This is a genomic window from Azospirillum griseum, assembly GCF_003966125.1.
GTDB lineage: Bacteria > Pseudomonadota > Alphaproteobacteria > Azospirillales > Azospirillaceae > Azospirillum > Azospirillum griseum.
Genome location: NZ_RXMA01000030.1, coordinates 25,613 through 47,403 on the forward strand (window position 1 = coordinate 25,613; position 21,791 = coordinate 47,403).

17 protein-coding genes are annotated in these 21,791 nt (G+C 68.8%); 4 read left to right on the forward strand and 13 right to left on the reverse strand.

Features of this window, described 5'->3' with window-relative positions; translation table 11 throughout:
• Positions 1–165 precede the first annotated feature (165 nt).
• Positions 166–1,215, forward strand: coding sequence for a LacI family DNA-binding transcriptional regulator (locus EJ903_RS22175; RefSeq protein ID WP_126619571.1), 1,050 nt, complete (start codon positions 166–168; stop codon positions 1,213–1,215).
• 18 nt (positions 1,216–1,233) lie between these two features.
• On the opposite strand, the gene EJ903_RS22180 is transcribed toward EJ903_RS22175, so the two are convergent.
• The 4 genes from EJ903_RS22180 to aspA all read right to left on the reverse strand — a co-directional run bounded on the left by EJ903_RS22180 (position 1,234) and on the right by aspA (position 7,590).
• Positions 1,234–2,595: a sigma-54-dependent transcriptional regulator gene (locus tag EJ903_RS22180; RefSeq protein WP_126619573.1), complete on the reverse strand. Its 1,362-nt coding sequence runs from the start codon at positions 2,593–2,595 to the stop codon at positions 1,234–1,236.
• A 10-nt stretch (positions 2,596–2,605) separates the two neighbouring features.
• The gene (locus EJ903_RS22185; protein ID WP_126619575.1) at positions 2,606–4,480 is read right to left on the reverse strand and encodes a sensor histidine kinase; all 1,875 of its coding nucleotides are present in this window, start codon (positions 4,478–4,480) and stop codon (positions 2,606–2,608) included.
• Positions 4,481–4,805: 325 nt separating this feature from the next.
• Entirely contained in the window at positions 4,806–6,089 is a 1,284-nt protein-coding gene (locus EJ903_RS22190) for a dicarboxylate/amino acid:cation symporter (RefSeq protein WP_126619577.1), read from the reverse strand.
• 73 nt (positions 6,090–6,162) lie between these two features.
• Positions 6,163–7,590, reverse strand: a complete 1,428-nt coding sequence (gene aspA / locus EJ903_RS22195; RefSeq protein WP_126619579.1) for an aspartate ammonia-lyase — start codon at positions 7,588–7,590, stop codon at positions 6,163–6,165.
• Positions 7,591–8,189: 599 nt separating this feature from the next.
• Between aspA and EJ903_RS22200 the strand changes: the two genes are divergently transcribed.
• Together EJ903_RS22200 and EJ903_RS22205 are read left to right on the forward strand one after the other, a co-directional pair.
• Positions 8,190–8,714 (forward strand): hypothetical protein, encoded by a 525-nt coding sequence (locus EJ903_RS22200; RefSeq protein WP_126619581.1) that lies wholly within the window; start codon positions 8,190–8,192, stop codon positions 8,712–8,714.
• A gap of 58 nt (positions 8,715–8,772) precedes the next feature.
• A complete protein-coding gene (locus EJ903_RS22205; protein WP_126619583.1) occupies positions 8,773–11,211 on the forward strand; it encodes a methyl-accepting chemotaxis protein in 2,439 nt (812 codons plus the stop codon).
• 76 nt (positions 11,212–11,287) lie between these two features.
• Here EJ903_RS22205 and EJ903_RS22210 read toward each other — a convergent pair whose 3' ends face one another.
• From EJ903_RS22210 to EJ903_RS22250, 9 genes are all read right to left on the reverse strand, one after another.
• Positions 11,288–12,565, reverse strand: a complete 1,278-nt coding sequence (locus EJ903_RS22210) for an MFS transporter (RefSeq protein WP_126619585.1) — start codon at positions 12,563–12,565, stop codon at positions 11,288–11,290.
• Complete coding sequence (locus EJ903_RS22215) at positions 12,562–13,749, reverse strand: thiolase family protein (RefSeq protein WP_126619587.1); 1,188 nt, start codon at positions 13,747–13,749, stop codon at positions 12,562–12,564. The genes EJ903_RS22210 and EJ903_RS22215 overlap by 4 nt, the downstream gene beginning before the upstream one ends.
• Positions 13,746–15,242, reverse strand: coding sequence for a class I adenylate-forming enzyme family protein (locus EJ903_RS22220; RefSeq protein WP_126619589.1), 1,497 nt, complete (start codon positions 15,240–15,242; stop codon positions 13,746–13,748). Before EJ903_RS22220 ends, EJ903_RS22215 begins: the two co-directional genes overlap by 4 nt.
• A 20-nt stretch (positions 15,243–15,262) precedes the next feature.
• The gene (locus tag EJ903_RS22225; protein WP_126619591.1) at positions 15,263–15,814 is read right to left on the reverse strand and encodes a biotin transporter BioY; all 552 of its coding nucleotides are present in this window, start codon (positions 15,812–15,814) and stop codon (positions 15,263–15,265) included.
• A complete protein-coding gene (locus EJ903_RS22230; protein WP_126619593.1) occupies positions 15,808–16,485 on the reverse strand; it encodes an energy-coupling factor transporter transmembrane component T family protein in 678 nt (225 codons plus the stop codon). Before EJ903_RS22230 ends, EJ903_RS22225 begins: the two co-directional genes overlap by 7 nt.
• Entirely contained in the window at positions 16,485–17,171 is a 687-nt protein-coding gene (locus EJ903_RS22235) for an energy-coupling factor ABC transporter ATP-binding protein (RefSeq protein ID WP_126619595.1), read from the reverse strand. Before EJ903_RS22235 ends, EJ903_RS22230 begins: the two co-directional genes overlap by 1 nt.
• A 64-nt stretch (positions 17,172–17,235) precedes the next feature.
• Positions 17,236–18,216: a zinc-dependent alcohol dehydrogenase family protein gene (locus EJ903_RS22240; RefSeq protein ID WP_126619597.1), complete on the reverse strand. Its 981-nt coding sequence runs from the start codon at positions 18,214–18,216 to the stop codon at positions 17,236–17,238.
• Positions 18,217–18,340: 124 nt separating this feature from the next.
• Positions 18,341–19,471, reverse strand: coding sequence for an FAD-binding oxidoreductase (locus tag EJ903_RS22245; protein WP_126619599.1), 1,131 nt, complete (start codon positions 19,469–19,471; stop codon positions 18,341–18,343).
• Entirely contained in the window at positions 19,468–20,754 is a 1,287-nt protein-coding gene (locus tag EJ903_RS22250; protein ID WP_126619601.1) for an aromatic ring-hydroxylating oxygenase subunit alpha, read from the reverse strand. Before EJ903_RS22250 ends, EJ903_RS22245 begins: the two co-directional genes overlap by 4 nt.
• A 287-nt stretch (positions 20,755–21,041) precedes the next feature.
• On the opposite strand from EJ903_RS22250, the gene EJ903_RS27050 reads away from it, so the two are divergent.
• A complete protein-coding gene (locus tag EJ903_RS27050; RefSeq protein WP_158627980.1) occupies positions 21,042–21,458 on the forward strand; it encodes a DUF2946 family protein in 417 nt (138 codons plus the stop codon).
• The last annotated feature ends 333 nt before the right edge of the window (positions 21,459–21,791 follow it).

The following is a 21,791-nucleotide window of genomic DNA, read 5'->3' on the forward strand; positions in this document are numbered from 1 at the left end:
ATCCGCTCATCCCTCATTGCAAAATGTAAGCGCTTACATACCCCGCAATCCGGCTTCGCACAACAGGGAACTTGACGTCCATCGTCACGCTCTGTAATCGCTTTCACAGGTTGAAGCCGCAGGGCGCGGGGCTGGATTCGCGCGCAGACGCAAAGGATGGGGTTGATGACCGAGCGTGCGCCGAACCCGCCGCGCCGCCCCCGCGCGGTGGATGTCGCCGCCGCCGCCGAGGTGTCGACCGCGACCGTCTCGCGCGTGTTCAACAACCCGGAAAAGGTGGCCCCGGCGATCCGCGACCGGGTGTTGTCGGCGGCCAGGGCGATGGGCTGGATGCCGCACGCGGCGGGCAGCGCGCTGGCCCGGCGGCGCACCTCCATCGTCGGCGCGGTGATCCCCACCCTCGACAACGAGATTTTCGCCGCCCAGGTCGGGGCGATGCAAACCGCCTTTGCCGAGCGGGGCATCACCCTGCTGTTGAGCTGCTTCAACTACAGCCAGGACCAGGCCTTCAGCGACGTGCAGGCGATGTTGGCGCGCGGGGTGGAGGGGTTGGCGATTGTCGGGGAGTCGCACAAGCCCGACCTGTTCGCGGTGATCGCCGCCCGCGCCATTCCCTACGTCGTCACCTACAGCCACCGGCCCGACAGCCCGCACGCGTGCGTCGGATTTGACAACCAGGAGGCGTTCGAGCGGCTGACGCGCCGTCTGCTCGACCTTGGGCACCGCGATTTCGGCGTCATCATCCAGCCGACCGCCGACAACGACCGTGTGCAGGCCCGCCTGCGCGGCATTCGGGCGGCGCTGGCCGAACAGGGGCTGGCGATCCGGCCCCAGCGCCTGTTCGAAGGGGCGTGGAGCATCGATTTCGGGCGGCGCAGCCTGCGGGCGATGCTGGAGGCGGCGGTGCGGTCCGGTCCGCGCCCGACGGCGATCATCTGCGGCAACGACCATCTGGCCATCGGCGCGGTGCTGGAAGCCCAGGCCATGGGCCTGCGGGTGCCGGAGGATCTGTCGATCACGGGGTTTGACGATCTGGCGATCAGCCGCCACGTCGCCCCGCCCCTGACCACCCTGCACATCGACAACCGCGAAATCGGGCGCTTGGCCGCCGACTATCTGCTGGCCCGGCTGGATGGCCTGGACCCGCCGCCGCCGCCGCCGCTGCTGCCGGATTTGATCGAGCGGGGGACAACCGGTCCGGCTCCTGCGGCATAGGATAACCGCGCGCCCGAATTACAACTCATGCTTGCGTATTTTGTCGTGCAGGGTTGTTTTCGGGATTTGCAGCTCCTCCGCCGCGCGGGCGAGGCTGTGGTCGTGGCGGCGCAGGGCGTCGGCGATCATGGCGCGTTCAAAGGCGGCCACGGCGTCGGCCAACGGGCGCGGCGCGGCGGACGCGCTGTCGCCAAAGGACGGAAAGCCGCTTTCGATGCCCAGGGCGCAGCGGTCGGCGACGTTGCGCAGCTCGCGCACGTTGCCCGGCCAGTCATAGGCCATCAGCCGGGCCATGCGGGCGGTGTCCGGTTCCGGCACCGGACGGCCATGGCGCAGGGCGGCCTGCAAGGCGAATTGTTCGAACAGCAGGGGAATGTCCTCGCGCCGGTCGCGCAGCGGCGGCAAGGGCAGGGTGGCGACGTTCAGCCGGTAATAGAGGTCGGCGCGGAACTGCCCCCGGTCGGCCAGCGCCCGCAGATCGACCTTGGTGGCGGCCACCACCCGGCAATCCACCGGGATCGCCGTGTTGGATCCCAACCGTTCGAGCGAGCGTTCCTGCAACACGCGCAGAAACTTGATCTGCACCGGCATCGGCATGCTTTCGATTTCGTCCAGGAACAGGGTGCCGCCGTTGGCGTGCTCCACCTTGCCGATGCGGCGCTTGCCGGCCCCGGTGAAGCTGCCCGCCTCATGGCCGAAAATCTCGCTGTCGAACAGGCTTTCCGGCAGCCCACCGCAGTTGATGGCGACGAAATTGCCGGTGCGGCGCGGGCTGGCGTCGTGCAGGCAGCGCGCGGTCAGCTCCTTGCCCGTGCCGGTTTCGCCGTGGATCAGCACATCGGCGGCGGAGTTGCCGAGATCGAGGATCAGGCGGCGCACCCGGTCCATCAGCGGGGAGCCGCCGACCAGACGGGCGTCGATGCTCTGGCGGTTCTGCAAGCGGTCGCGCAGCTCCCGCACCTCCAGCGTCAGCCGCCGTTTGTCGAGGGCGCGGCGCACCACCTCCACCAGATAATCGGGGGAGAAGGGCTTTTCGATGAAGTCGTGCGCGCCCATCTTCATCGCCTGCACCGCCATGGCGACGTCGCCGTGCCCGGTCATCAGCACCACCGGGCGTTCGGGATCGGCGGCGTGCAGGCTGCGCAGCAAATCCAGGCCGTCCATGCCGGGCAGGCGGATGTCGGTGACGACCACGGCGGGACCGCTTCCACCCGACGCGCCGCCGGACCCGGCAAGCCGCCGTTGCGCCTCCTCCGCGCTCGCCACCGCTTCCACCGGGATGTCCTCCAGCTCCAGCGCCTGTTGGCAGCCCAGCCGGACGTTCGCGTCATCCTCGACGATCAGGACGGTGAGCGGGGGCGTGGTCGGGCTTGGGGGCATGGTCGGAACCTCACGCGTTGGCGCGGTTGGGGGTGTCGATGACCGGATCGGGGGCCGCCGGATCGGGGGCGGCGGGCAGATCGATGGCGAAGAGCGCCCCACCGTCCGGGCCGTTGGTTCCGCTCAGCGTGCCGCCGAAGTCACGCACGATCCCCGCCGAAATGGCAAGCCCCAAGCCCAGGCCGCCGCCGGTCTCGGTCTCCTTGCCGCCATCCTTGCCCACATCCTTTGTGGTGAAGAAGGGTTCGAACAGACGGTCGCGCGCGGTGTCGGACAGGCCGGGGCCGTTGTCGGCCACGGTGACGCGCACCCGGTCGGTCTGACGGCTGGCGGCGATGGTGATGGCTGGATCAGGGGCATCGGCCAGCGCGTCGAGCGCGTTGGTCAGCAGGTTGACCAGCACCTGTTCCAGGCGGTTGGCGTCGCACAGGGCCACCGCGTCGTCCGCCGCCTCCACCGTCACCGCCACGGCGGTGCGGTTGAGGCGGGCGTCGAGCAGGAACAGCGCGTTGCCGATCACCCGCCCGACCGCCACCGGCTGGGGCGCGCCGGTGGATTTGCGGGCGAAGCGCTTCAACTCGCCGGTCAGCGCGCCCATGCGGTCCACCAACTGGCCGATGCGCTCCAGATTGTCCTGCGCGGCCTCCAGCTTGCCGCGTTGCAGGAACTTCACCGTGTTCCCCGACAGGGTGCGCAGGGCGGCCAGCGGTTGGTTCAATTCATGCGCCAACCCGGCGGACATCTGGCCGATCACCGCCAGTTTCCCCGCGTGGACCAACTCTCCTTGCGCGGCGCGCAGATGGCGGGTGCGCTCCTCCACTTTGCGTTCCAGGGCGTCGTTGGCGTGGCGCAGGGCGCGCAGGTGCCGCCGGTGCTGCCGCCACAAAAGAGCCAGCATGCCGACCAGCGCGCTGCCGACCGCGCTCAACGCCGCGTGCGCCCAGGCCATGGCCGTGACCGGCGCGACCGGCGACAGCACCGTCATGCTCCAGGGCGTGCCGTGCAGCGGGGCCTTTTGCGCCAGCACCAGACCGGAAATGGCGAAGGGCGAGGCGGCGTCGGCCTCCGTCCGCGCTTCGGCGGGCAGGCGGACGAGTTCGGCGTCGTCCGACAACTGGCGCACCGGGGCAAGACCCAGCGGCGGCAGCGGACGGGCGTTGTATTGAAGGGTCCGTTCCAGCCGCTGCCGCTCCGCCCCGTCCAATGGGCGCAGGGTGCTGTAGCGCCAGGACGGAACGGAGGCGAGGATGGCCACGCCGTTCTCGTCCACCACCAGCACCGGGGCCTCCACCGTCGCCCAGGAGCGTTCAAGCTGCTCCAGGCTGACCTTGACCACCGCAACCCCCACGATCTCGCCATTGTCGATCAGGGTGGAGGAGAGGAAATAGCCCGGCTCGTTCCGCGTGGTGCCGATGCCGTAAAAGCGCCCAGGTCGCCCCGCCGCCGCCGCGATGAAATAGGGGCGGTAAAACAAATCCTCGCCGATGAAGCTGTCCGGGCGGTTCCAGTTGCTCGACGCGACGACGCGGCCCTGCGCGTTCATCACATAGATGGCGAGCGTTCCGGTGCGCTGGTTCAGCCGTTCCAGAAAGCGGTTGACGTCCGCCTTTGGGGCCGGGCGTCCGGCGGCCAGATCGAGAACGTCGCGTTCCAGTTCGAGCGTGGCGGGGAAGAAGGCGTATTTGTCGATTTCCCGTTCCAGGCTGGCGGCGTAGAGGTCCAGCCGGTGCCGCCCGGTCTCGCGCAGCGCCGCCAGCCCCGCCGTTTCGCTGGCCCGGAACGCCGCCGCGCCGATCAGCAGGGCGGTCAGCAACACCAGCAGCGCCACGGGACCGATGCGGCGCAGGCGGCGGATGACGGAGCGGGTGAGAGGGGCGAGGCGCATCAGCGGCGGCCCTTGCGCGCGCGAATGGAACGTTTGAAACACCGTGAAACGGTTTTGCGGGCGCTGTTCACCTGTTCCATGGCGACGTCATCGCGCGCGGTCGCGGTCCGGGGGGGCGTGGCGGCGCGGCGGGGCGGGCGGTGATGTGGGAACACGGCGGGGCGCTCCGTGATAGGGGCAGGTTGTCAGTCCTAGATCAGTCCGTGGTTTCCGGCAATCGCGCGCGGAACAATCGGGTGGGGTGGGGGCTGTCCCGGTGGAGAAGGGGGCTGCCCGCCCCCTTCCCCGCCCCCTTATTAGCTACCCCTCTTCCCCTTCGGCGGGATCAGTGGCGCGCGGTGGCGGAGGCCAGCACCGGATCGGCGGCGTCCTCGTCCTCGTCGGTCTCGGTGCCCAGCGCGTTTTCCCACTTGGCGACCACCGAGGTGGCGATGGCGTTGCCCAGCACGTTGGTGGCGGTGCGGCCCATGTCCAGGAAATGGTCGATGCCCAGGATCAGCAGCACGCCCGCTTCCGGCAGGTTGAACATCGGCAGCACGGCGGCAACCACCACCAGCGACGAACGCGGCACCCCGGCGATTCCCTTGCTCGACACCATCAGCACCAGCAGCATGGTGATCTGTTGGTCCAAGCTGAGCGGCAGGTTGTAGGCCTGGGCGATGAACAGCGACGCGAAGGCCGTGTAGATCATCGAACCGTCGAGGTTGAAGGAGTAACCCAGCGGCAGGACGAAGCCGATCACCCGCTCGCTCACACCGAAGCGCTTCAGGGTTTCCATCAGGCGGGGATAGGCGGATTCGCTCGACGCGGTGGAGAAGGCCAGCAGCATCGGCTGACGGGTCAGGCCGACCAGACGGAACACGTCGCCCTTGAGCACGGCGAAACCGGCGGTGAGCAGCACCAGCCACAGCACGGCGAGCGTCAGGTAGAAACCGCCCATGAAGGTGCCGTAAACCGCCAGAACGCCCAGGCCCTGGGTGGCGACGACGTTGGCGACGGCGGCGAAGACACCGATCGGGGCGAAGCGCATCACATAGTCGGTGACGCGCAGCATGACCGGAACCACCTCTTCGATCGCCTGGGCGAGCAGACCCGCCTTGGTGTCGCGCAACTGGCCCAGCGCCAGGCCGAAGAACAGCGAGAAGACCAGGATTTGCAGGATCTCGTTCGTCGCCATCGCTTCAAAGATGTTGCGCGGGAAGACGTGGATCAGGAAGTCCTTGAGGTTCAGCGACGACGTCTTCAGCCCCGCGCTGGCCGAGGAGTCCGGCAACGGCATGGTGACGTGCGCGCCCGGCTGCAGCAGGTTGGCGAAGATCAGGCCGAGGAACAACGAGGCGAAGGACGCCATCAGGAACCAACCGACCGCCTTGCCGCCGATGCGGCCCACGGTCTTGGCGTCGCCCATGCCCGCCATGCCCGCCACCAGGGTGGAGAAGATCAGCGGGGCGATGATCATCTTGATCAGGCGCAGGAAAATGTCCGTGACCATCACGAAATAACCGGCCACCGTCTTGGCGTCCGCCGGGGACAGCAGGGTGTTGCAGAGATAGCCGGTGAGGATGCCAAGCAGCATCGCGGCGATGATGAGCGTCGTCTGTCGATTCATGAGACGTGTCCTTCCCTGCCCGGCGGTGCATCCGCCGGGTCGTCTGTGAACGGCGTTTTGTGGTGAGAGCGCGTTATCCGGCGGTGGGGATCATCTGGGGCCGGGTCAGGATGTCGGGGCGCAGCACCTCGGCCAGCGCCTCCGCCGTCATCAGGCCGCGCGCCTCCACCAGCTCGGCGACGCCCTTGCCGGTGCGGTGCGCCTCGGCGGCGATTTCCGTGGCGTTGGCGTAGCCGATGTAGGGGTTGAGCGCGGTGACGATGCCGATGGAGTTGCGGACGGCGGCGGCCAGATGGTCGCGGTTGGCGGTGATGCCGTCCACGCACAGGTCGGCCAGCACCCGGCAGCCCTGGCGCAGGTGGGTGATGCTCTTGAACAGGCTGTGGGCGATGATCGGCTCGAACGCGTTGAGCTGGAGCTGACCGGCTTCGGCGGCGAAGGTCACGGTCATGTCGTTGCCGATGACCTCGAAGGCGATCTGGTTGACCACCTCGGGGATCACCGGGTTGACCTTGCCCGGCATGATCGAGGACCCGGCCTGACGGGCGGGCAGGTTGATTTCGCCTAGACCGGCGCGCGGGCCGCTGGACAGCAAACGCAGGTCGTTGCAGGTCTTCGACAGCTTCACCGCCACCCGCTTCAGCACGCCCGACAATTGGACGAAGCTGCCGCAATCCTGCGTCGCTTCGATCAGGTTGGGGGCGGTGACGACCGGCACCCCGCTGATTTCGGCCAAGCGGCGGCAGACGAGCGGGGCGTAGTCCGGGTGGGCGTTGATGCCGGTGCCGATGGCAGTGGCCCCCAGATTGATTTCGCGGATCAGCAGGGCGGCTTCCTTCAACCGCTCCTCATCCTCGGCCAGCATGACGGCGTAGGTGGAAAACTCCTGCCCCAGCGTCATCGGAACGGCGTCCTGCAACTGGGTGCGGCCCATCTTCAGCACATCGGCGAACTCGTCGGCCTTGCGCTGGAAGGCGGCGCGCAGATAGCCCATCGCCTCCACCAGCCGGAAAATGCCGGTGTAGGTCGCCAGCTTCAGCGCCGTCGGGTAGACGTCGTTGGTGGACTGGCTCATGTTGACATGTTCGTTGGGGTGCAGGTGGCTGTAGGCCCCGCGCGCGTGGCCCAGAATCTCCAACGCGCGGTTGGCGATGACCTCGTTCGCGTTCATGTTGGTCGAGGTGCCCGCCCCGCCCTGGATGACGTCCACCACGAAATGATCCAGCAGCGCCCCGCCCCGGATCTCGCGGCAGGCGGCGGCGATGGCGTCGGCGCGCTCCGCGCTCAACAGCCCCAATTCCTGGTTGGCGCGGGCCGCCGCCGTCTTGATGTCCGCCAGCGCCCGCACCAGATCGGGGTAATGGCCGATGGGCGTGCCGGTGATCGGGAAATTCTCGACCGCGCGCAGGGTGTGGACGCCGTAATAGGCATCGGCGGGAACCTCGCGGTCGCCCAGCAGATCATGTTCCAGGCGGGTGGGGCGGGTGGCGGCGGCAGGCATGGGACGTTTCGCTCCGTGATGGCTTTCCCGTCTGTGCGGGATACCGCCCATAGAGCAACGGCTGTGCCAGCGCCGGTTGCCGGGTTTTCAATTTCAATCCATTGATTTTGTTTGATGTTGTGTCAGTTCGGATTGCCAGCGTCCGGATTTCCGGATGGGTGGCGGAAAGAGCGTTCGGAAATCCGAACGGTGGCCCGGCCTCTGGGTCACGGTGATGGGCGCGCAAGATACAGCGCAAAGCATCGCGCCGATTGGATTAGAAGAAACTAACACAAAGATGTTACGTGAATTTCGGACTTGCCTCGATTCGGGCTGACTCTGTTACGGATTTTTCAAATCGAGACGTTCTTTGCATTTTGCGAACCAATTTGATTTGGAATCGCATGAGAATCGGACTGAAAGAAACCCACGTCACCGCAGAATGATGCGCGTAGGCTTTGGAAACGTTGGTTTGGTTGGGGTCATACCAAAGTTCTTGTCAGTTGGCCTGATGATTGCTTAGGCAGTTCAACAGGGCTGCGTCACCCGGTCGCAGGACGGTGCGGGGACGCTGAACAAAAACCAGAACGCCATCGCTGGAATGGCGAGGAGACGAGAGCATGAGCCGCAGCATCAAATCCCTTCTGGCCGCCGCCATCCTGTTCACGCCGCTGTCGGCGATGGCGTTCGACGTCGATGCCTACAAGGCGACGGTGACGGAATCGGTGCGCGAATTGTTGACCGGGACCATCGCCGATCCGGCGGCCTCCCTGGCCCGTCAGGAGAAGCTGATGGCCATGGGGATCGAGGCGTGCAAGGAAAACGCCAAGGAGACCCCCGCCGACGCCAAGATGATGGAGTTGGTGATCTCCAGCGCGGCGGGCATGAAGGCGATGACGCCCGACCAGCTCGAAGCCAAATGGGGTGACAGCGGCGACGCGGGCGACGCCATCGGCCAACCGCTGAAGGCGCTGGACCAGTTCAGCAAGACCCGCAACTACATCGACCTCGTGATGCATCCGGCCCGCGCCTACACCTTCATCAAGGATTGGCAAACCAGCAAGAACAAGCAGGCTCTGGCGGAAGCCAAGGGTGAGTTGACCGAGGTGCTGGAGCATCTGGAAAAGCTGCGCAAGGCCAAGTGAGCCGACCCGGCTCCCGCGTTTTCGGACCATCGGCTCATTCACCCTGGGGTTATCCATCATGTTGGCAACGATCCGAAGCAAGCTGGTTGTGGGGTTGGCGGCGGCGGTCGTCGTGTCGTCGATTCCGGGGGTGGTCGGCTATTTCGCCACCGGTCGCATGTCGGCGGAGGTGGATGACACGCTGAACGCCGATGTTCCGAAGCTGCACATTGAACAACAGGCCAACGCCCGCGCCCTGAAATCCATCATCGAGGTGCAGCGGATCCTGCGTGGGACCGTCGCCGATCCGGCGGCGGTCAAGGCGCTGGACGAGGAACTGGCCCTGGCCGACATGGATCTGACCATGTTGCGCGACGGCACGGATTCCGAGGCGTTCCGCTCCTCGGCGGCGGGCAAGCTGTACGCGGACAAGGGCATCCACCTGTTCATTCCCCAGTCGGCGGTCGGCGACACCGCCGCGCTGGCGGAAAAGGCGCGGTTGGCGATGGTCGCCTTTGCCACCCAGGCCCGCGCCGTCGTTGCCCTGCACGACACCCGCCTGTCCTACACCTTCACCCTCAACGAGATGGTGTATGACGTCGGGCAATACGCCTATCTGCTGAAGGCCCGGCAGGCGCAATGGGTGGAGGCGCTGGGCGAGGCGGCGCGGTTCGACACCCCGTTCGCGGGCAACATCGACCCGGAGAAGAGCGACTTCGCCACCATGACGCGGGTCTACACCCCGAAGGATCCGAAGCTCGCCAAGCTGTTCACCGACTTCACCAAGCTGGATCGGCAGGTGCACGACACCGCCCGCCAGATCAACGCCGCGTCCAGCGACAACAAGCAATCCATTTTCGACAAGCAGCGGGGCCGTTCGATTCAAAAGGCGTCCCACGCGCTGGACCAGATCATCGAATACACCGTGCCGGTCATGGTCGATCTGCGCAGCAAGGAGCGCGAGGCGTTGGTCGCGCTGGATCGCGCCTACGCCGATGTTCAGGCCGCGTTGGTTCCGCTGTACGAGGTCGGTCAGCGGGGCGTGGATGAGGGAACGGCCAACGTCGCGGGCTTGCGCGATCAGGCGCAATGGGTGTCGATTGTGGCGACTCTGGCCGGTCTGCTGGTGGCAGCGCTCGTGGCGACGTTGCTGAGCCGGGCGCTGTCGGCCCCGTTGGGCCGGATCACGGCGGTGATGGGCCGTTTGGCCGGTGGCGACACCAGCGTGACGGTGCCGGAGCTTCACCGAGGCGGTGAGATCGGCGCGATGGCGGCGGCGGTGGCGCAATTCCTGAAAAACGCCCTGGACAACGACCGTCTGCGCGCCGAACAGGAACGGATGCGCGAGCAGGCCGAGGAGCAGCGCGTCGCCGCGCTCGAATCGATGGCGAGCACGGTGGAGCAGGAAAGCCAGATCGCCGTCGGTGTGATTTCCGACCGCACCCACGAAATGACCGACAACGCCCGCCAGATGGCCGAGGCCGCCGCCCGCGTCGGTGCCCATTCGCAGGATGTGGCGTCCGCCGCCCGGCAGGCTTTGGCCAACGCCGAAACCGTGTCGGCGGCGACCGAGGAACTGTCGGTGTCGATCCAGGAGATCAGCCGCCAGATCAGTGGGGCGAGCGAAGCGACGCGCGAAACCGTGCAGCTCAGCACCGAAACCCAGCGCACCATTCTGTCGCTGAGCGACGCGGTCAGCCGGATCGGCGACATCGCGACCCTGATCGCCAACATCGCCGGACAAACCAACTTGCTGGCGTTGAACGCCACCATCGAAGCGGCACGGGCCGGTGAGGCTGGCAAGGGCTTCGCCGTGGTGGCGAGCGAGGTCAAGGCGCTGGCCAACCAGACCGCCAAGGCCACCGACGACATCGCCCGCCAGATCGCCGAGGTGCGCGCCGCCACCGGGGCCGCCGTGTCGATGGTGGACAGCATGTCGGGACGCATCGGCGAAATCGACGTGATCGCCGGAACGGTCGCGGCGGGCGTGGCCCAGCAGGCCGCCGCCACCCGCGACATCTCCCGCAACGTCATCGAGGCGGCGTCCGCCGCGCGGCTGGTCAGTTCCCGCATCGAGGTGGTGGCGAACGACGCGCAAACGACCGGGGCCGCCGCCGAGGATGTGCGGACCAAGGCCGATGAGGTGGCGGTCAGCATCACCGGCCTGCGCACCGACATCGTCCGCGTGATCCGCACCTCCACCCGCGACGCCGACCGCCGCCGCGCCCGGCGCTACGCCGTGCGCAAGGCGGGCAGCCTGGAGGTGGGGGGGCGGTCCGTGGAGGTGATGGTGGAGAATCTGTCGATTGGTGGCGCGCTGCTGGCCGCCGGGCCGCAGGTGCCGTCCAACGCACGGGTCACGCTGCGCCTGTCGGGCTACACCGCCGACATCCCGGCGATGGTCATCAGTTCCAACGGTGGTGTGCGCCTGTCCTTCCTGATGGACGCCGACGCGGAAGAGCGCTTCCGCCGCTTCTTCGAGCCACTGACCCAGGGGTTGACGCCGCTGGCCGCGTGACGGTCCGGTCGCGCCGGATGTGTTGCGAACACCCCCGCGCCCTGTGCAGCGGGGGTGTTTCGTTTTCAGCGTGGGATCAGCGCGTTTCCGACAGGCGGTCGATCCGGCGCAGGGCCGGAAAGACCCAGGCCCAGGCCCCCGCCAGCGCCACCGCACCGACGCCACCGGCCACCGCCGCCGGAACCACGCCGAACGCCGCCGCCGCCGCCCCGGATTCGAACTCGCCCAACTGGTTCGACGCGCCGATGAACAGCGAGGTGACGGCCCCCACCCGCCCGCGCATGTCGTCGGGGGTGGCGAGCTGGATCAGGGTCTGGCGCACGAACATGCTGACCTGATCGGTGGCCCCAACCGCCAACAGGGCGACGAAGGACAAGACGGGGTCGGTGGACAGGCCAAAGACGATGGTGGCCAGACCAAAGCCGCCGACGGCGATCAGCATCCAGCGCCCGGCGTGGCGCTGCACCCCCCAGCGGGTGATCGCCACCGCCATCGCCAGCGCGCCCAGCGCCGGGGCGCTGCGCAGCAACCCCAACCCCCAGGGGCCGACGTGCAGGATGTCGCGGGCGTAGATCGGCAACAGCGCCGTCGCCCCGCCCAGCAGCACGGCGAACAGATCGAGCGAGATCGCGCCCAGAATCTCCGGACGGCTGCGGATGAAGGAGGCCCCGGCCAGCAGGGTGGACCAGCTCATGGCCCGGCGCACCATCGTCACCGGGCGCGGGCGGGTCGCCAGGATCAACAGCACCGCCAGCAGCAGCATCGCCGCGCTGACGCCATAGACCACCGCCGGACCGGCGATGTAGAGCAGCCCGCCCAGCGCCGGGCCGGAAATCTGCGCCACCTGGATGGCGGAGGATTGCCAGCCGATGGCGTTCGGCAGATCCTCCACCGGGACGGTGGCCGACAGCAGGGCTTGATTGGCCGGTCCCTCGAACGCCTTGGCGGCCCCGATCAGGGCGACGGTGGCGAAGATCGCCGACGGCGACAAGGCCCCGGCCATGGTCGCGACAAACAGCCCGAACACCGCCGCGCACTCCACCGCCAAGGCGGCGAACAGCACCCGTTTGCGGTCGTGGTTGTCCACCACATGCCCGGCGAACAGCAGCAGGGCCAGCGACGGCAGGAACTGGCTCAACCCGACCAGACCCAAATCCAGCGCGCTGCCGGTCAGATCGTACATCTGCCAGCCCACCGCCACCACCTGCATCTGAATCGCCAGCATGGCGCAGACGCGCGCGCTCCAGAACAGGGCAAAGGCGCGGTGACGGAAGGCCGAACGGAAGGAGCCGCCGGTTGTAGAACTTCCGGTTGTGGGTTTGCCGGTTGTGCCGGATGAGGGCGCTGCGGTCATGACATCGTTTCCACCAAGGTTGCCAACCCCAAACCGCCGCCGATGCCCAGCGTGGCCAGACCACGCCGGGGCCGTTCCGGGCCGGTTGGGAACAGAAGTGTGTTGTGCAGAAGTTCGCTGAACAGGCGGGTCATCAGAATGGCCCCCGACGCGCCATAGGGGTGGCCAAGCGCCAAGGCCCCGCCGCCCACGCACACCCGATCCGCGTCCAGCCCCAGCGTGTCGAGGCAGGCCAGCACCTGGGCGGCGAACGCCTCGTTGAATTCGACACGGTCGATGGCGTCCAGGCTCAGGCCGGGGTGGCGGGCCAGCAGCTTGCGCACCGCCGGAATCGGCCCGGTGCCGAGCAGATGGGGATCGACGCCCGCCGCCTGGGAATCAACCACCCACAGGCCGGGCGGGCCGCCCAACGCTTGATGAATCCGTTCCGACACGACAACGACCGCTGCCGCGCCGTCGTTGATCGGGCAGGCGTTGCCCGCCGTCACGGTTCCGTTGTCGCGGAAGACCGGGCGCAACCGGGCCAACCGTTCCAGGCTGCTGTCGCGGCGCGGCCCGTCGTCGCGGTCGATGACGGTTCCGTCGGGCAGAGTGAGGGGTACAATTTCGCGGACGAAACGACCGCTGTCCTGCGCGGCCACCGCCTTGCGATGGCTGGTCAGGGCATAGGCATCCTGCCGCTCGCGGGTGATGCCATAGGCGGCGGCGACGTTTTCGGCGGCCTCCCCCATTGACGGATCGCCGATGCTTTCGGGGGCGAAACGGGCGCGGTCATAAAAGGTCGGGCTGCGGTAGAGGCTGGTTGGCTTGGCGACCCGCCACGGCGCGGTGCTGGTGCTTTCCACCCCACCGGCGACGATGATCTCCCCGGCCCCGGCCTGGACCAGACGGGCGGCGAGGTTGATCGCCTCCAGCCCCGAACCGCATTGGCGGTCCACCGTCACCCCCGGCACGCTCACCGGCAGCCCGGCGGCCAGCGCCGACAGGCGGGCGACGTTGCCACCGGGGCCGACGGCGTTGCCCAACAGCACCTCATCCACCGCGTCCGGCTCCAGCCTGGCGTCGGCCAGGGCGGCGCGGATCACCGGGGCGGCAAGATCCTCGACCGGCAGGTCGCGCAGGCTGCCGCCGATCCGCCCCACCGGGCTGCGCCGCGCGGCGATGATGATGGCGCGTTGGCTCACGCAATCGCCTCCAACGCCCCGTTGCGGGCGCGGTCACGGATGTCGGCGCGGGCGATCTTGCCGCTGCTGGTCAGGGGCATGTCGGCGGCGGCGAACAGGCGGCGCGGGGCCTTGTAACCTTCAAGATGGGCGTGCGACCAAGCGCGCAACTCCTCCGCGCCGACGCGCGCCGCGCTGCGCCACCACAGGACGGCGCTGACCAGATCGCCCCAATAGGGATCGGGCAGGCCGAACACCACCGCCTCGGCCACCGCCGGATGGGCGCGCAGGACGGCTTCGACCTCCGCCGGGTAGACGTTGAGGCCGCCGGAAATCAGCATGTCGCCCGCCCGCCCGATCAGGCGCAACCAGCCCTGGGCGTCGATCCAGCCGAAATCACCCACGGTTCCCCAGCCGTCGCGGGCGCGGAACCCCGACCCGTCGGACGGGCCGAGATAGCCGTCGCTCAGCATCGCGCTGCGCACCCAGACGGTGCCGGGCTGGCCCGTCGGGACCGGATGGCCGTCGTCGTCGCGCACCGACAATTCCACCCCATGGAAGGGACGGCCGACGCTGTCGGGCGGCGCGCCCTCGCGGGAATCGCGCAGGCTGACGAAGCTCAGTTCCGACGCGCCGTAATACTCCAGCACGGTGACGCCGGGGCAGAGCGCCAGCAGCCGGTCATGGGTGGCGGGGGCGAGCTTGGCCCCGGAGCACACCACCCGGCGCAGGGCGGGGAAGGCCAGACCGGCGCGCTCCGCCGCGTCGAGGATGCCGACCAGCATGGTGGGAACCACCACCAGCGTGGTGAGCGCCGCCGCCGGATCGGCCAGCCGCCGCGCGGCGTCGGCGGCGTCGAATTTCGCCTGGACATGCACCGTCGCCCCGGCGGACAGCCCCTCGACCGCGCCGTACAGGCCCAGCCCGTGGACCAGCGGACCCGGAACCAGCACGCCGTCGTCGGGGCCGATGCCGAACTCCGCCCGGCTGGCGTCGAGCGTGGCCAGCCAGGAGGCTTGATTGCGGATGAACGCCTTGGGCCGCCCGGTGGTCCCGGAGGTGAAGCCGATCAGAAAGGGCGTGGCCGGATCGACGAAGGGCAGATCGAAGGGCGGAACATCGGCGCTGGTGTCGCCTTGTGAGGAGAGCCAGTCGGCGACCGTCGCCTCATCAACCAACAGGTCGGGGCGCAGGGTGTCGAGCGCGGCGGCGCTTTGCTCCGCGCTCCATTTCGGGTCGAGCAGGGCGACGATGCCGCCCGCCGCCACCGTGCCGAGGAACAGGACCAGCAGTTCGGCCCGGTTGCCGAGACGCAGGGCGACGCGCGGCGGTGCCTCGTCTCCCGTCGCGGATTTGGCGGCGGCCAACGCCCGCACCCCCGCTCCGGCCAGCCGGACGCGGTCCAACAGCGCGCCATAGGTCAGCGGCGCGGTGGGATCAGCGCCGGTGACGATCAGGGCGGGATGGTCCGGGGCGCGGCTTGCGGCCTCGGCAAAGGGGCGGGCGAGGCTCATTCCCACAGATCGCCGGTTGGTCAGGCGTGGGCGGTCGGCAGGACACCGGCCCGGCGCACGGCGGCGGCGGCGGCGGCGGCGACACCGGCCTTGATGAGATCACCGGGGATGAAGGCGACCATGGCGGTCACGGCCTTTTCCAGCGGCATGCCCGCCACCACCGACAGCCAGGGGATGCCACCGGCGTAGACGGCCAGGATGCCGCCCGCCACGCAGACCGCGAACAGGCGCAGCGGGTTGGCCCCGGTGGCGAAGCGTTCGGCCAGCAGGCCGGTGACGAAGGCCCCGACCGGGAAGGCCAGGATGAAGCCGCCCGACGGCCCCAGGATCACGCCGATGCCGCCACGGCCACCGGCCAGCAGCGGCAGACCGGCGGCGACCAGCAGCACGAACAGCAGCAGCGCCAGACCGCCGCGCTTGGCCCCCAGCAGCGCGCCCGCCAGCATCACGCCCAGCGATTGCGCGGTGATCGGCACGGGCAGGAAGCCCAGCGGAATGGGGGGAGCCATGCCCAAACCGGCCACCAGGGCGGCGAACAGGGCGCTGAGGACGAGATCGCGGGTGGTCAACATGGGGGCTGCGCTTCCTTGTTGTTGGGACCGACGGCGTCGTTGGGACTGGTGCCCGGGCGGGCGTCGTCGGTCGGGTCATACCCCCGCGCGTCCAGCGCGGCGGTGAGATCATCGGCCAAGCGGAGAATCTTGACCAGCAGCGGAACGAACAGGGCGGCTATGCTCCGTTCGACGCCGCGCGCCTGTTGCGCCATCCGCACCTCGCGCACCTGTTCGGCCAGCAGCGGGATGAAACGGATGGTCAGGGCCAGCATCAGCGCCAGCTTGGCCGGGTTCACCCCCAGCGGGCGCAGGATGGCGAAGACCCGTTCGAAGAGATCCACCATGGCGGCGACCTTGGTGGTCAGCGTCACCAGCGTGGCCAGCAGGATCAGCGCGGCGAAGCGGGCGACGGCGGCCAGCGTGTCCGCCCAGCCGGTCCCGGCCACCAGCGCCTGCACCCCGAACAGCAGCCCCAGCATCAGCACCGGGGCGCGCAGCTCGCGCAGCACCCGCCCCAGCGGCAGCTTGGCCAGCCACAGGGCGAACAGCCCCGACAGCCCGGCCCCCAGCGCCCCGACCGCACCGGGCAGGGCCAGCACCAGCAGCGTCGCCGCCAGCAACCCGCCCATCTTCACCCCGGCCCCCAGCCGGTGGATCGGCGAATCCCGGTGCAGATAGAGGCCCAGCATCAGCCCAACCGCGCGACATAGGCCGGAACGGCGACCGACGGCGCGTCGTCGATCACGACACGGCCATCCTCCAGCACCAGGACGCGGTCGAAATCCATCACCATGTCCAGATCATGGGTGACGACGATGGCGTGCTGGGGCAAGTCGCGGATGGCCTGGATCACCGTGCGGCGGTTGCGCAGGTCAAGCAGCGTCGTCGGCTCGTCGAACACCACATGGGCGGGGTCGAGCACCAGCACCCCGGCGATGGCGAGAAGCTGCTTTTCCCCACCGCTCAACTGGTGGGCAGGCTGGTGGCGGTAGCGGGCAAGGGCGTAGCGGTCGAGTGCGGCCGTCACCCGGCGGGCGATCTCGTCCTTGGGCATCTTGCGCGCCTTCAGGCCGAAACCGACATCCTCCTCCACCGTCGGATAGACGATCTGCACGTCGGGGTTCTGGAAAACGAAGCCGACGCGCTGGCGCACCGCCCGCCCGTCGCGCCGGGTGTCCAGCCCGTCCACCGTCACCGTCCCGGCGCTGGGCAGGATCAGGCCGTTCAGCATCCGGGCCAGCGTGCTCTTGCCCGATCCGTTCCCGCCCAGGATGGCGACGCGCCGTTCCGTCAGCGTCAGGGACAGGTCGCGCAACACGGCGCGGTCGCCATAGGCGTGGGAGACGGCGCGCAGCGTGATCGACGGGTTGGGCATGGGGTGGTCGGTTGTGTGTGACGGTATTGTTGCGTGTGCGAACGCTGTCTTAGCGGCTTTGCCCTCAACCCGCCAGCACGACCTTGGACCGACGGCCCGGCGTTTCGGCCAGCCGCATCGCCTCGGCCACAGTGCTTAGGGGCAGAGGCGGGGTGGCGGTCAGGGTCAGCGCGCCGGATTCGACCCGCGCCATCAGGGCGGCAAAGGCGGCGTGCCAGTCGTCTTCCGTGCAGCGGTCCACCCAGCGTTTCAGCCAAAAGCTCAGCACCCGCACCCCGCGCGCGGCGGCGGCGGGCAGATCGGTGGGGATCAACGACCCGGAGAGCAGGCCATACGTCACCAGCGTGCCGCCGGGGGCGATGTGATCGACCAGGGCCGCACTCTCCGCCCCGCCGATGGCGTCGAGCGCGGCGGCGGCCCCGCGCCCGTCGGTCAGGGCGGCGACGGTGGTGGCCAGATCCTCCCGCGCGCTGTTCACCACAGCGGTGGCCCCCAGCGCCAGCAAGTCGTCGCGCGCGTCGTCGCGGCGAACCACGGCGATCAGGCGCAACCCCAACGCCCGCGCGGTCTGCGCGGCGATGCGTCCGCAGGCCGACGCCCCGGCGGTGACGATCACCGTGTCTCCGGCCCGCAAGGTCAGCTCACGCGTCAGCAGCCGGTCGATGGTCAGTGGATTGATGTAGCATTGGGTCGCCACCGCGTCGGGAATGGCGTCCGGCACCGGAACCGCCCAGCGGGCCGGGCTGGCGATCAGCTCCGCCCAGGTGCCGGTTCCGCGCAGGGGCAGCACCCGCCGCCCGATCCAGTCGGCTGGCACGCCGTCGCCCACCGCCACCACCCGACCGACCGCCTCGAACCCCGGCACAAAGGGCAGGGCGGTGGCCTGGGCGTAGGTGCCGCGCACGGTCAGCAGATCGGACGGGTTGACGCTGGCCGCCGCCATCCGCACCAGCAGGTCGCCGGGGCCGGGGCGTGGGTCCGGCTGGTCGCACAGGCGCAGAACCCGGGCCGGATCGCCGAACTGGTCGCAGAAAATCGCCCGCATGGCCGGTCGCTCCCCTGATGCCGAGACGACGCCTTCATGCCGGGTTGTGCCCGCCCTGTCGAGAGCGGAGACGGGTGGGGACCGCAATGGCACCCGCCCGCGTTGCTCTGACCAGGGAGGACCGTCAGCGGTCGATCACCAGATCGCTGGTCGGGCGGCTGCAACAGAGCAGGATCTGACCCGCGTCGATTTCGCGCTGGCGGATGCCGCCGCCGTGCTTCATCGCCACCGTTCCGGAGATCACCTTGCTCTTGCAGGTGCCGCACAGGCCGCGCGAGCAGGAGGAGGGCAACCGCAGCCCCGCCGCAGCGGCGGCGGTGAGGATGGGGGTGTCTGGGCCGCAGGTGATGGTCTTGCCGCTTTTGGCGAACTCCACCGTGAAGCCGGTTGCGGCGGCAGCCGGTTCCGCTGGGGCCGGTTCCGCTGGACTCGCCTCGCCGGGGGCGGCGGTGCCCGGAAGTTCGTCGAAGTTGAAGCTTTCCTCGTGGTAACGGGCCGGGTTGACCCCGGCCTCCGCCGTCATCGCCCGCACCGCCGCCATGAAGGGGGCGGGGCCGCAGACATAGAGGTCACGCTCCAACAGGTCCGGGGCGATCAGGCGGAGCATCGGCAGCGACAACCGCCCGCTGTAGCCCGGCCATTGCCCTTCCGCTCCCGCCGCCTCGCAGACATGGGCCAGCCGGAACCCGGTTTCGGCCCGCGCCATGGCGTCGAGTTCGGTGCGGAAGATGATGTCGGTTGGGCTGCGGGCGGCGTGGACGAAGACGACGTCCCGCTCCAGCGCCAGATCGTCGAGCGTGCGCGCCATCGACATCAGCGGGGTGATGCCGCTGCCCGCCGACAGGAACAGCAGCTTGGTCAATGGCCGGTCCGCCGGGGTGAACTCCCCCATCGGGCCGGTGGCGCGGAGTTCGCGCCCCGGGACCATGTGGTCGTGCAACCAGTTGGAGGCCGGGCCGCCCGGCACCCGCTTGACCGTGATGGCGATGCGGTGCGGGCGGGCGGCCGACGAGGCGACCGTGTAGCAGCGGTTCACGATCCCGCCGTCGATGGGCAGATCCAGCGTGATGAACTGCCCCGGTTTGAAGCGGAACCGGCAGGGCGTGCGCCCGGAAAAGACGAAGGTTTTGACGTCGTGGGTTTCCTGCCGCACCGCCCGGCAGACCAGCCGGTCGTCGCGGTCGGGATCCCACAGGGGAGCCTCGGCCCCCGTCAGCTCCGATGCCCAATCCGGGATGTGCGCGCCGCTGGTCATGCCGCCACCTCAACGCCCGCCGACAGGTCACGATGCAGGCCACGATGGGCCGACAGACGGTCGATGTACCACGCGCAGAACTTCTCGACCAACCCTTCGGTGTGCGGGGAATAGGGGCCGGGTTCATAGGCCGGGCTGGTGGCCCCGGCCTGGGCGATGGCGACCAGATCGGCGTCCTGCTGGTTGGTGGCGGTCCAGACCTCCGTCAGGGCTTGGAGGTTGTAATCCACGCCTTCCACCGCGTCCTTGTGCACCAGCCAGCGGGTGCGGACGAGCGTGCGGTCGGGCGTCAGCGGCAGGACGGAGAAGGTGACGATGTGGTCGGACATGAAATGGTGCCAGGAGTTCGGCTGGGTCCAGAAGGACAGGCCGCCCAGGCTGCGGTCGGGCAGGTTGCCCAGGGTCTTGCGGCTGGCGACGCGGGTGTCCTTGGTCTGGGATTCGCCGCTGCCGTCGATCGGCAGGCGTTGGGTGCGGAAGCCGGTGATGTCGGTCAGCCGGTCGATCTCGCGCGACGGCAGGCCCATGGACTCCCACCGCGCGTGGGACTCGGCCAGAAGCTGGTCATAACGTTCGGCGTGAACCCGGCGGTTGTCGTCCAGGCTGTCGGGCGCGAAGCCGAACCCGTATTCGAACAGCGGGACCGTCAGTTCCGGGTGGTTGCCGACGCAATGGTAGCATTCCCGGTTGTTCTCCATCGTCAGCTTCCAATTGCCCAGCTCCACCAGATCGGTCGAATGGGCGATCTTGCAGTTCCGCAGATCGTGGGGGAGGATGTACGGCTCGATGGCGGCGGCCAGCGCGTCGATGTCGGTGGGGGCCTCCTTGGCCAGACAGACGAAGATCAGGCCGCCGACGCTGCGGACATGCACCGGCTTCAACCCGTGGCAGGAATGATCGAACTCCGCGCCCATATGCTCGGTGAACAGCAGCTTACCGTCCAGGCCGTAGGTCCATTGGTGATAGGGGCACACCAGATTGCCGACGGACGACGCGCCCTCCGGCGTCAACCGCGCGCCGCGATGGCGGCAGACGTTGTAAAAGGCGCGCACCTGCAGGTCGTCGTCGCGCAGGATGATGACCGACGCCCGACCGATGTCCACCGTCACGCAATCGCCGGGTTCGGGAATTTCCGGCTCCACCGCCACGTAAATCCAATGGCGTCCGAAGATCGCCTTCAGGTCCAGATCAAAGACGCTTTGGCTGGTGTAGAAGGGCGCTTCCAGCGAATAGCCGGGCTTGCGGCGCGCGATCAGGGCATCGACGGACACGGATTCGGACATGGATGGCTCCCGGTTTCAAGGCATCGGCGGGAATCAGTGTTTCACCGCTGGCGGTCGTCGGGTGGCCCATTTGCGACAGCTTCCTGTCAACCCCCGACAGCGGGGTGCGACAGGGGGTGCGACACCGCAGGGAAACGTCGTTTGAACACGACGGGTTCCCCCGCATGCTGCAATCGCGTAAGGTGCTGATCCGTCTCTGTCGCGCTCCGGCTTTCGGGCCTTGCGGCGGCGGGGATCGACCGCGTCGCCGTGATAAGCCGCAGCATCAACCGAAGGCGTTTGTTCTGGTGTCTCTGTTCCGCCGCCTTGCCCTGGGATGTCGCCGTGTCAGCCTGATGGTTGGCGCGCTGGCCTTCCTGTGCCAAGCGCTGGCCTGGAGCGTGATGATGCCCGCCCAGGCGATGGCCGCGTCCAACAGCACGGTGGCGGACGTCATCACCATCTGTTCGGTGGACGGGATCAAGACCATCAAGGTCGGCCCCGACGGACAGGCTCTCCCCGACGAGGACGGCACGGCCGCCGCGTCCGGCCACTGCCCGCTCTGCCCGCTGCTGGCGGGGGCCGGGCTGCCGCCGGTTCCGCCGCTGGCGCTGCCGACCGAACAGGTTGCCGCGCACGACGCGCGCGCCTTGCCCGGCGACGCCATCGCCGCCGGATGGTTCCTGTCCAGCCTCCAGGCCCGCGCACCGCCGTCCGTCGGCTGACCGGAGCGATTGTTCGCGCGCGGATCCCGCCCGCCCCGTTGGCGTGCGCGTGGCAACCCCCGCCCGCGTTGTGAATCCCCGGCATCTCCAGCGGTCGCTGCGGCCCGTCCGAGCACACCAAACCTCCTCCGCGCCGGGGATCCGCGTCGCTTGCGGATTCATACAAACGGAAAGGATGTGTGGCCGTTATTCCCCCGTTTTCACGGCGCAATCCGTGCGTTGCGCGCCCCGCCGCCCTGGGGCCGCGACCCCATCCCCCGGCCATTCTCCGGCCATTTCCCGGATGATCCCATGATGGTGTTTCTGTCCGCCACGCCCGCTCCGTTCCGTTTC

What these genes read in the sequence shown, in the direction of transcription:
- EJ903_RS22175 (WP_126619571.1), top strand. Translation starts at nt 166, where the DNA reads ATGACCGAGCGTGCGCCGAACCCGCCGCGCCGCCCCCGCGCGGTGGAT.
- EJ903_RS22230 (WP_126619593.1), bottom strand. Translation starts at nt 16,485, where the DNA reads ATGCTGGGCCTCTATCTGCACCGGGATTCGCCGATCCACCGGCTGGGG.
- EJ903_RS22250 (WP_126619601.1), bottom strand. Translation starts at nt 20,754, where the DNA reads ATGTCCGAATCCGTGTCCGTCGATGCCCTGATCGCGCGCCGCAAGCCC.
- EJ903_RS22235 (WP_126619595.1), bottom strand. Translation starts at nt 17,171, where the DNA reads ATGCCCAACCCGTCGATCACGCTGCGCGCCGTCTCCCACGCCTATGGC.
- EJ903_RS22180 (WP_126619573.1), bottom strand. Translation starts at nt 2,595, where the DNA reads ATGCCCCCAAGCCCGACCACGCCCCCGCTCACCGTCCTGATCGTCGAG.
- EJ903_RS22200 (WP_126619581.1), top strand. Translation starts at nt 8,190, where the DNA reads ATGAGCCGCAGCATCAAATCCCTTCTGGCCGCCGCCATCCTGTTCACG.
- EJ903_RS22205 (WP_126619583.1), top strand. Translation starts at nt 8,773, where the DNA reads ATGTTGGCAACGATCCGAAGCAAGCTGGTTGTGGGGTTGGCGGCGGCG.
- EJ903_RS22185 (WP_126619575.1), bottom strand. Translation starts at nt 4,480, where the DNA reads ATGCGCCTCGCCCCTCTCACCCGCTCCGTCATCCGCCGCCTGCGCCGC.
- EJ903_RS22225 (WP_126619591.1), bottom strand. Translation starts at nt 15,814, where the DNA reads ATGTTGACCACCCGCGATCTCGTCCTCAGCGCCCTGTTCGCCGCCCTG.
- EJ903_RS22240 (WP_126619597.1), bottom strand. Translation starts at nt 18,216, where the DNA reads ATGCGGGCGATTTTCTGCGACCAGTTCGGCGATCCGGCCCGGGTTCTG.
- aspA (WP_126619579.1), bottom strand. Translation starts at nt 7,590, where the DNA reads ATGCCTGCCGCCGCCACCCGCCCCACCCGCCTGGAACATGATCTGCTG.
- EJ903_RS22245 (WP_126619599.1), bottom strand. Translation starts at nt 19,471, where the DNA reads ATGACCAGCGGCGCGCACATCCCGGATTGGGCATCGGAGCTGACGGGG.
- EJ903_RS22210 (WP_126619585.1), bottom strand. Translation starts at nt 12,565, where the DNA reads ATGACCGCAGCGCCCTCATCCGGCACAACCGGCAAACCCACAACCGGA.
- EJ903_RS22190 (WP_126619577.1), bottom strand. Translation starts at nt 6,089, where the DNA reads ATGAATCGACAGACGACGCTCATCATCGCCGCGATGCTGCTTGGCATC.
- EJ903_RS22220 (WP_126619589.1), bottom strand. Translation starts at nt 15,242, where the DNA reads ATGAGCCTCGCCCGCCCCTTTGCCGAGGCCGCAAGCCGCGCCCCGGAC.